Raw genomic sequence first — 9532 nt, 5'->3', positions numbered from 1 at the left:
CTCTTCAGAATTTTCTCAAGCGGATTTTCGAGGAGGAGCGCTCAATGACTGACGCATGCCCTGCTCGTCCCGTGGCGGCACGGGAGGAATCGACTATGGTTTTCATGACGATCTTCGCCGGCGACGCAACGGCCGTCTGCTCGACCGTCGGCGGAGACTGCGAACGGGCGGCGTCGAACCAATAGCGTTTCTTTTCGAACGCGTAGCCCGGAACCGGGATGCGCAGATGCGCCTCCCCGGCATGGAGGGCCGGCCAGTCGGGATCGACGCCTTGCCGATAGCCGGCGGCGATGTCCTCCAGCGAGGCCCGGTAGCTTTCGACGCCATCTTTCAGCGATGCAGCCAGCCCGGCCACCCGCTGGCGGACGCGCTCGGCCTCCCCCCGCGGCGGCGGTACGGCGGCGGCGTCCGTCGCCGGGCCGTCCTCGAGCGCCTTCGCCAGCGCGTCCCGCAACTCGCCAGGATCGGACGCAACGCAGGCGAAGCGGTGCGGATGATGATCCCTGCCGCAGTTCAGCGTGAAGCTGAGCGCCTCCAGGTCCCGCGCGTCTGCGGCCTCGAGCCAGCCGCGCAGCTTGTCCATCATCGCGGACAGCTGCGGACGCTTCTTCGCCGACAGGCAGAACAGATAAGCCGGTTTGGCCCGCTCGGGCCGCGGCCGCGCCGGCGCTTCCTCCAGAATCGCGTGCGCATTGCTGCCGCCGAAGCCGAAGGAGCTGACGCCGGCTCGTCGCGGCGCGGCGGCCGGCGATACCGGCCAGTCGGCCAACCCGGTTGGAATGAAGAAGGGGCTGCCGTCCAGGTCGATGTAGGGATTGAGCTTCTGCAGATGGGCATTGCCCGGCAGCTTCCCGTGCCGCAAGGCCAGAATGACTTTCAGGAAGGACGCCATCCCCGCCGCCGCCTCCAGATGGCCGATATTCGCCTTCAGCGCGCCCAGCGCGCAGTGCGCCTGCCGGTCACTGGCCGCGAATGCCTTCTTGAGCCCGTCTATCTCGACCGGATCGCCGAGCGCCGTTCCCGTTCCATGCGTCTCGACATAGCCTATCGTCCCCGGCTCGACCCCGGCGCGCCTGATGGCCTCGCCTATGACCCGCGCCTGCGCCAGGGCATTCGGCGCGGTCATCGAGTTCGCCCGGCCACCATGGTTCACCGCGATGCCCTTGATGACGCCGTGGATGTGATCGCCGTCGGCCAGGGCCTTGGCGAGCGGCTTCAGCAGCACGGCGCCGGCCCCCTCTCCCTTGACATAGCCGTCTGCGCGCTCGTCGAAGGTATGGCAGCGCCCGCTGGGCGACAGGATGCCCAGCCGGCTGGCGACGACATAGGACTGCGGACTCAGGATGGTGCTGACGGCGCCGGCCAGCGCCATTTCGCACTCGCCGCTCCGGATGGCCTGGATCGCCCGGTTGATGGCCACCAGGCCGGTCGAGCAGGCGGTGTCCAGCGTTTCGCTCGGCCCGGCCAGATTCATGCAGAAGGAGACGCGATTGGCCAGCATGCTGCTGTAGTTGCCGGTCGCCAGATACGCATGCGACTCGCCATGCTCCGCCAGCATCTGCTGGTACTCGTTGAAGTTCATGCCGGCGAAAACGCCGACAGCGCGGCTGGAAAGCGACTGGATCGCGTAAGCGGCGTCTTCGAACGCGTGGTGGGCGACTTGCAGGAAGATTCTCTGCTGCGGATCCATCAAGATGGCTTCCCGCCGCGTGATGCCGAAGAACTCGGCATCGAACTTGTCGAAGTCCGGGTGGAAGCCTCCCCATTTCGAGACCGAGTCCTCGACCTTGTCGCCATAGTGCTTGCGCCAGTCCCAGCGCGCCGCGGGCACCTCGGACACCAGGTTCCGGCCCTGGACCAGATGGTCCCAGAACTCGTCCAGATCGCGCGACTGCGGCATCACGCCGCTGATCCCGATCACAGCGATGTCGCCGCCGTCGACGACGGCGGACGCCCGGGAAGGGCCGGCCGGCCGGGCCGCCTGCGGCGGACGCGGGGCGGGCTCGGGCGGCGCGGGCCGCCGAAGCGGCGCATGCGACTCGGCGAGATGCGCCGCCAGCGCCTTCGGCGTTTCGTAGGAGAAGAAGATGCTGGGCATGATCTTGCATTGCAGCAGCCGGCCGATTCTTTCCGCCAGCGTCTTCAATGAAATGGAATCGAAGCCCAGGTTCGCGAAGCTTTGCTCCACCTCGACCGTCTCGGCCGGTATCTTCAGGATCTCCCAGATCAGCGAGCGCAGCTCGGCCTCGAAAGGCAGGGCCGACGCCTCCGCGCGCTCGCTGGCCGGAGACGCCGCGCTTTCGGACTGCCCGTCCAAGACGGGCGCCTCCTCGCCGTCGACAGGCCGGCTGTAACGGAAGGCCCGCTCGACGGTGCGCTCGAACACCGCCGGATCGCCGTCTATCACCGCCAGATGGGTGTGGGCGGAGGCCAGGCATTGCTCGAAGGCCTGCAGGCCGCGTTCGGTCTGCAAGGGCACCAGCCCCTGGGCCTTGCGCATCCATTTGGCGAGACTTTCCATCTGGGCCGGCGGCAGCTTCATGCCGCCGTCCCGCCATAGCGGCCAACTGATCGACAGCAGCTTGCGCGACGGCGAGGACGCCGTATCGGCGAAACCGTCCAGGAAGGCGTTGCCAAAGGCGTAATCGGCGTTCTCCGGATTGCCGATGACCGAAGAGATCGAAGAAAACAGCAGCAGGAAGTCCAGCGGACGGCTCCCCAGCGCCCGGTCGAGGTTCGCCGTTCCCTGCACCTTGGCCGACAGGACCGCGGCCACGCCTTCCCGGGTCTTGCTTTCTATCGGCGCCGGCGCCCCGACGCCCGCCGCGTGCAGCACGCCGTGAATCTCGCCGAACGCCTGCTCCGCCTCCCGGATCAGGCGGACGGCGTCGTCGGCCAGGCCGACGTCGGCCTGGACATAGATCGCGGCGCCGCCCAGCGCCTTCAGCCGTTCCAGCTGCCGGACGATGCTATCCCCCGGCGCCGAACGGCCGGACAAGACCAGCCTCGCCCGGTAACGGCGGGCGAGATGCTCGGCGAAGATCGCGCCCAGTCCGCCGCCGCCCCCGGTGATGAGGTAGGCCCCGCTCTCGCGCAGGGACGCGCCGCCATTGCCGGGCAGCACCGGCGCCATCGTCCGCGCGCGGCGGACGCCTGCCGCGTAGCTGACCTCGACATCGCTGCCGCAGAGCCATTCCCGCCACAGGCATGCCTCCGGCCCGGCGCCATCCATCGTCGGCGAATCGAAGGCGACGACCCGAAGCGCCAGCGCCGGATACTCGAGCACCAGTGATTTGGCAAAGCCGCCGACCGCGCGATAAGCCGGCGAGGCCGCGTCCTCCGGACCATGGGCGAACAGCACCGCGCACGGTGCCTGATGCGACAGCAGCGCCTGCGCCAGATGCATCAGCGCGTCGAGGCCGGAACCCAACTGATCGGCCAGCGACCGCTCGCCCGCCCGGCGCTGCGCCCAGCGGTGGATCACGCCGGCGACGCGGCCGTGCTCGGCCAGGACAGCTGAGACCAGCCGCGCGTAGTCGTCAGGCTTGTCGGCCGCCAACTCGTAGCACCCGAGCTCGATCTGGCGGAAGCCCGATCCCGGGCGGACCAGGATCAGCGGCGCGTCGCCGGCCAGGCCGCGCCAGCGCCCGGCCGACTCCACATCGGCGTCGAACACGATGACGGCCCCGTCCGGCACCGCGCCAGCCTGCCTCGGCAGCGCGGCCTCGACATATTTGCAGCCATAGTAGACCAGCGAGGTCTCCGGCCGGCCTTCGGCCTTCTTTCCGTCCCGGCGAGGCCAGTAGGCCGTCTTCTCGAACGGATAGGCCGGCAACGGAAGCCGCCGGAGGCCGCGCCCGCCATGCAGCTCGCGCCAGTCAATCGCCTGGCCCCGGCAATACAGCTCGCCCAACGAAGACAGTATGCTGCGGCGCTGGGCGGGCGCCGTATCGGACGACTTCAGCTTGGCCAGCAGATACGCGGCGTACTCGGCCAGCATCGCCTTGCCGCCGAGCCGCTCCCCGAGCGCCTCGGCCTGCGCCCCGCCATCGCCCGGCGCCGCCAGATAGTCGTCCAGCGCCTGCGCCAATTCGTCCCTCGAGGAGACGACGAAGGCGCAGCGGCAGTCGAAATGGCTGCGGGTAACGCCGAGGTTGTAGGCCAGCTCGGCGATCGACGCCAGAGCGGTCTCCGCCACCAGCCACTGACGCAGCTCTCCGACCCGCGACCGCAGCGCGGCGACGCTCTTGGCGGACAGCGCGATCAGATGGCTGCGGCGCTCGTCGGCGCTCGTCGCCGACGCTGGCGTGGGTGCCTCCTCCACCACCAAGTGGGCATTGGCGCCGCCGAAGCCGAAGGCGCTGACGCCGGCCCTGCGCGGGATGGCCCGACCGGCCGGATCGAGTTTGGCCTGCCAGGGCCCGGCCTCGGCGGCGATGACGAACGGTGATCCGCTCAGGTCTATGTAGGGATTGACGGTTTCGACATGCAGGCTGCGCGGAATGAACTGGTGTTGCAGCGCCAGCACGACCTTGAGCAGGCCAGCGATGCCGGCGGCAGGCTCCAGGTGACCGATATTGGTCTTCACCGATCCGACCGCGCAGGAGCCGGCCGGCAGCGCCGAAGCGGAGGCGAAGGCCTGCTTCAGTCCGTCTATCTCCACCGGATCGCCGAGCTCGGTGCCGGTGCCGTGCGCCTCGACATAGCCTATCGTGGCCGGATCGACGCCGCCGTCGGACAGCGCGGCCGCGATCACATCCCGCTGCGCCGCCGAATTGGGCGCGGTCAGTGAAGTGCACTTTCCTCCATGGTTGACCGCGCTGCCGCGGATCACCGCCCGGATCGGGTCGCCGTCGCGCAAGGCGGCGCGCAAGGGCTTCAGCACCACGGCGCCTGCGCCCTCGCCCTTGACGTAGCCATCGGCCCTGGCATCGAAGGTCTTGCACTTCCCGTCGCGGGACAGCATCCGCATCTGGCTGGGGTAAATGAAGCCGGTCGGCGACACCATCAGGCTCACGCCGCCGGCCAGCGCCATTTCGCACTCGCCGCGGCGCAGGGCGGCCACCGCCCGGTGCACCGCTACCAGGGAGCTGGAGCAGGCGGTGCTCACCACTTCGCTGGGTCCGCGCAAGTCCAGCAGATAGGAGATCCGATTGACCAGCAAGGCGTCGACATTGCCGGTCACCCGGAAGGCGTTGCGCTCCCCGTTGGCTTCCAGCAACTCCTGGTATTCGTTGACCTGCTGGCCGGCGAACAGGCCGATTCTGCGTCCGCCCAGGGACAGCGGATCATGGCAGGCGTTTTCGAACGCGGTCCAGGCCACTTGCAGGAACAAGCGGTGCTGCGGGTCCATCAGCTCCGCCTCGCGCGGGGAAATGTTGAAAAACTTGGCGTCGAACCGCTCGATGCCCTCGATGAATCCTCCCCATTTGGAATACGACTTCTGCTCGTCGCCGCCGGGCTCGCCGAAATGGTCGCGCCAGTTCCAGCGACTGTCGGGCACCTCGGTCACCAGGTCGCGGCCCGCCGCGAGATGGGCCCAAAACGCCTCGAGATTTTCGGACTGCGGCATGACGCCGGCCATGCCGATGATGGCGATGGGCTCCGCGCCAGCCTCTTCCGGCGCGACGCGGCCGACCGACAACGGCTGCGCCATCTCCGGCGCCCCGGCCGAAGCGGGCACGGCGTCCGCCTGCTTCCCGCCGACCGCGGCAAGCGGCGGCAGTTTAGGCGACAGATAGCGGGCGAGCGCGTAGAGGGAGCCGTGCTGGAAGAACAGATTGGGCGTCACCGGAATGCGATAGGTCCGCGTCAGCAGAACGCTGAACTCCTTCAGCGACAAGGAATCGAAACCGAAGTCGGTCAATGCCACGCGCGGGTCGATGTCCGATACCCTGGCCTTCAATATCCGGGCGGCCAGCTGCGCCAGCGTTCTTTCGATGTCGTCGACGTCGCCGGCGGCCGTCGGCGCGTCGGCGACCGCTTCCGGCTGCGGTGCCGAGCGGACATCGGAGCGGACCGCTCCGGCCGACGCGGCCAGCAAGGCGGAAAAGCGCGCCTGGTCGCCGCAGGCGGCGACGACATTCGTCCAGCCATTGCCCAGCGCCTGCTCGAAAGCGGCATAGCCATCCTCGCTGGACAGCGGTGCCAGGCCCTGGCTTTTCCACATCCACTGCTCCCAGGCCTGCTCGGCCCCGGCCGCCGGCCGCATGCCGCCGTCGGCCCAAAGCGGCCAGTCGATGGACAGGCTCAGCCCCGCCCCCTGCCTGCGCCGTCTGGCGGCGAGATAGCCGTCGAGAAAGCCGTTGGCGGCCGCGTAGGCCGAATAGCCGGCCGTCGGCAGCACCGCGGCCAGCGAGGAGAAGCCCACGAAGAAGTCCAGCGGCAGATGCCGCGTCGCCCGGTCCAGATTGATCGTGCCCGCCACCTTGCTCGCCAGCGCCCGACGCATCATCTCGGCATCCAGCGACAGGACCGACGCCTCCCCGCCCGCGCCGGCGATATGCAGCACGCCGTTGACCGTGCCGTAAGCCTCGACGGCGCGGCGGACCGCCTCCTCGACCTGCTCCGGCACGGCGACGTCGCACTCGCAGAACAGCACCTCGGCACCATCGCGCCGCAAGGCCTCCATCTGCTCCTGACGGGGCTGGCGGCGCGCCAGCCACACCAGTCTGGCGCGCCAGTCCCTGGCCAGACGCTCGCTGAACATGGCGCCCAGCGCGCCCAGCGCGCCGGAGACCAGATACACGCCCCCTTGGCGCAGGCGGGCGCCGGCCGCATCCACGCCGGCCTGCGCGTCGCGGCGTTTCGTCCAGCGGGCGCCGTCTCGGTAGCGGACCTCCCAGGCCGTATCGGCCGACAGCGCCTCGGCCACGGCGGCGGCCGCGCCGTCCTGGCGCGACAGCTCCGGCCCCAATTCGACGCAGCGGCAGCAAAACGACTCATGCTCGGCGAACTGGGCGCGCGCCCACGCCGACATCGCCGCCGCCGACGCCTCGGCGCTCTCCCCGGCATGCACGGCGACGGCCTGAACGGCGCCGTCGGCGGACAAGCAGGACTGCGCCAGCCGGACAAAGGCGATCAAGCCCTCGCCGACGACCTCGGCCAGCCTCGCGTCATCGGCGCGGCACTCGGGCGCATGCCAGACGATGCGCAGCGGCGTCGCCGCTCGTTCTCGCAGCCGCGCGATGACGGCGGCGCAGTCGTCGGCCGCGTCCACCTCGACCACGTCCAGCCGGGGCCACAGCGCCCGGATTTCCGGCGCGGCGTCGCCCGCGCCGACCAGCAACAGCGTACCGCGCGCCTCCGGATTCCGTTCGACGTCGGCCGAGCGGATGAATTTCGGCTCATAGAAGGCCATCTCCCCCCGCCGCTCCGCGTTCGGAATCCAGAAGCGCTCGCGCTCGAACGGATAGCCGGGCAGGGAGAGCCGCCGGAAAGACTCGCCGGCGTAATGTTCGGACCAATCGACGGACGCGCCGGTCGTGAACTCGAGCGCGGTCGCCATCAGCGCCGCATGCGGGCCATCGCCCCGACCCGGCGCGCGATCGCCGTCTGCGCTCGCGCGGTAGTGTTCCGGCCGTCCGCCGGCCAGCACCGTCCGGATCGACTCGGCCAGTTCGCCGGACGACGAGGCGACGAAGGCGCAGCGCTCGGCGAAATCGCCGCCGCGCGTATTCAGCGTGTAGGCCAGATCGCCCAGCGCGACGGCCTCCCCGTTCTCGTTCAGCCAGCCGCCCAGATCCCGCAGCATGCGGGCCAGCGCCGACGGCGTCCTGGCCGACAGGACGATCAGCCGCGACTGGCCGCCATCCACCTCGTCCGCGGAGACGGACGACGGCTCCGGCGCCTCCTCCACGATCACATGCGCGTTGGCGCCGCCGAAACCAAAGGAGCTGACCCCGGCGCGACGCGGCTGCGGCCTCCCCTCCCCGTCGACGCGCCGCGGCCAGTCGCCCAGCCTGGTGACGATGGACAGGCGGCTCGCCTCCAGCTTCAGATAGGGATTGACCTTACGCACATGCAGCGACGCCGGAATCTGCTTGTGCACCAGACCGAGCAGCACCTTGACCATGCTGGCCGCGCCGGCGGCTGCCTCGAGGTGCCCGATATTGGTCTTCAAGGAACCGATTCCGCACGGCTCGACGCCGTCGGCGGCGCGCCACGTCAGCGAAAAACGCTGAAAAGCCCCCTTGATACCCTCGATCTCTATCGGATCGCCCAGCTCCGTGCCGGTGCCGTGCGTTTCGATATAGCCCAGTGAATCCGGACCGAGCCGCGCGCGCTTCAGCGCCTCGACGATCACCTCGGTTTGCGCGGTCGCCTCGGGCGCCGTCAGCGACGAAGTGCGGCCGCTGTGGCAGGCCGCGCTGCCCTTGATCACGCCGTAGATGTGGTCGCGATCGGCCAGCGCCTGCGCCAGCGGCTTCAACAACAGCACCGCGACGCCCTCCCCCCTGACGAAGCCGTCGGCGGAGGCGTCGAAGGTGCGGCAGCGGCCGGCCGACGACAGGATGCCGAGCTGGGCGGTCACGATCTGCGCCCTGGGCGTCAGATGCAGACTGACGCCGCCGGCCAGCGCCATTTCGCATTCGCCGCTCTGGATCGCCAGCACCGCGCGATGGATGGCGACCAGCGAGCTGGAGCAGGCGGTGTCTATCGATTCGCTGGGCCCCCTCAGATTGAACAGATAGGACACGCGATTGGACAGGATCGCATGCGAAGTCCCGGTGGCGGTGTAGCCCTGGTACTCGTGCGCGCCGTGCAGCAGTTCCTCGTAGCCGTTGAACTGCACGCCGGCGAACACGCCGACCTTACGCCCGGAAAGCGACTTCGGCGCGTAGCCGGCGTCCTCGATCGCATGCCAGGCCGACTCCAGAAACCGCCGGTGCTGCGGATCCATCAACTCGGCCTCGCGGCGCGATATGCCGAAGAAAGCGGCATCGAACTCGTCTATCCCGTCGATGAAGCCGCCCCAGCGCGGAATCGGCCTGGGCAGATCGGCCACTCCCCGATATGGCTCGAAATCCCAACGCCGCGCCGGGACCTCCCCGACCATGTCTCTGCCCTCCCGCAGATTGCGCCAGAACGCCGCCAGGTTCTCCGCGCCGGGAAACACCCCGTTCATGCCGATGACGGCGATACCGTCGGCAGACGGCGCCTCGACCGTGCGGCGGGACCGGCGCGAGCCCAGCGGCGCCAGCGCGGCTCCCCGGTAGCGGGAATACAGCGCCCGGTGGCCGGCGGCAGGCGCCGGCGCCTCCAGGCAGCGGGGAAAGGCCGCGGCCAGATGGTCGGCCAGGCCGCCTATCGTGTCATGCGTAAAGAAGACGCTGGGCGCGATGTCGACGCCTAAGGACTCGTTGAGCCGCTTGGCGTAGATTTTCAGCGTGATGGAGTCGAAGCCCATCTCTCGCAAGGCGCTCCGGGGATCGAAGGCGTCGTCCCGGCGATTCAGGATTTCGCAGGCGATTTGGAAAATGGCTTGTTGCAGTCGTTCGGCAGGTCGATTCCGCTGGCTTGTCATCGCGCT

1 protein-coding gene is annotated in these 9532 nt (G+C 69.3%); it reads right to left on the bottom strand.

The features are described 5' to 3' along the window. Positions 1-4: 4 nt before the first annotated feature. Positions 5-9526: an SDR family NAD(P)-dependent oxidoreductase gene (locus tag ACY3GB_RS19690; protein ID WP_463090224.1), complete on the bottom strand. Its 9522-nt coding sequence runs from the start codon at positions 9524-9526 to the stop codon at positions 5-7. Positions 9527-9532: the final 6 nt, after the last annotated feature.

This window comes from Chromobacterium sp. Ag138, from assembly GCF_055181315.1.
The sequence above is the reverse complement of the archived record's forward strand: the minus strand, read 5'-3'. Positions and strand labels throughout refer to the sequence as shown.

Bases quoted from the DNA above. Each gene is read 5' to 3' on its own strand.
- ACY3GB_RS19690 (WP_463090224.1), bottom strand. From the start codon at position 9,526: ATGACAAGCCAGCGGAATCGACCTGCCGAACGACTGCAACAAGCCATT.